This is a genomic window from Vibrio sp. D173a (assembly GCF_030248475.1).
This window is the reverse complement of the sequence record NZ_JAHGAH010000447.1, coordinates 1-720: the sequence shown is the minus strand read 5'-3', so window position 1 is coordinate 720 and position 720 is coordinate 1. Positions and strand designations below refer to the sequence as shown.

The 720-nt window shown below is 48.9% G+C and carries 1 protein-coding gene; it reads right to left on the bottom strand.

The window, feature by feature from the left end:
• Nucleotides 1–720, bottom strand: a 720-nt coding sequence (locus KIV40_RS26625; RefSeq protein WP_285352188.1) for an MJ1255/VC2487 family glycosyltransferase, incomplete at both ends; no start/stop codon positions are given.

Genomic DNA, 720 nt, shown 5'->3' with positions numbered 1-720 from the left:
CAAAGCTGCCTTCTTAGCGTCTCCTGACAGTGCCAATTTTCCGCCAAGATCCACTCAACAATTGCACTGGCAACATCCGGATAAGAGACCATTTCAGCCTGTTTTTCACCTAACCAAGCACGCAACCCAGCAGGGTCAAGAAAGCTCATGGTTTGGGCAAGGCCTAAGGCCTCTAGCGTAGCGACGTTACTCTGTTGTTCAAACTGTCCATCCAGTGGTTTCAATAGTAGCTTTTTACCCAACGTCATCGCCTCAGAAGGAAGCTCAAAGCCACCGTTAGCAATCACACCAGAACAGGCATGTAGGTCTACTTGGAAGTTGTCATGGCTGAGCGGTTTGAACACGATGTTCTCGACGGTACGCTGCTCAATAATTTGAGGGTGATAACAGACAAACTGATGGGAGATAAACTTGACCAGTAAGTCAGTCACATCATCGAGGTCTTCAAACGGCAGGTAAACCAAGCTGAATTCAGAACCGCTATCGGTAGAGGTTCGCTTCTCATGCTCTGTAAGCGTATGGACAATTGGCGGCAAGATCGGTTGTTCAAAATGGTACCAGTGCAATCCAATGTAGTGCTCGGTCGGTGCAAAGTGTTGGATCACCGAATGCTCTATCCAGTTTCCCCCCTTCTTCGGCACATCATAGCGAAATGCGTTCTGATGACTAATGCCAATACACGGCACCTTCTGTCTCTTCGCCGCCCACGCGGAAACAGGT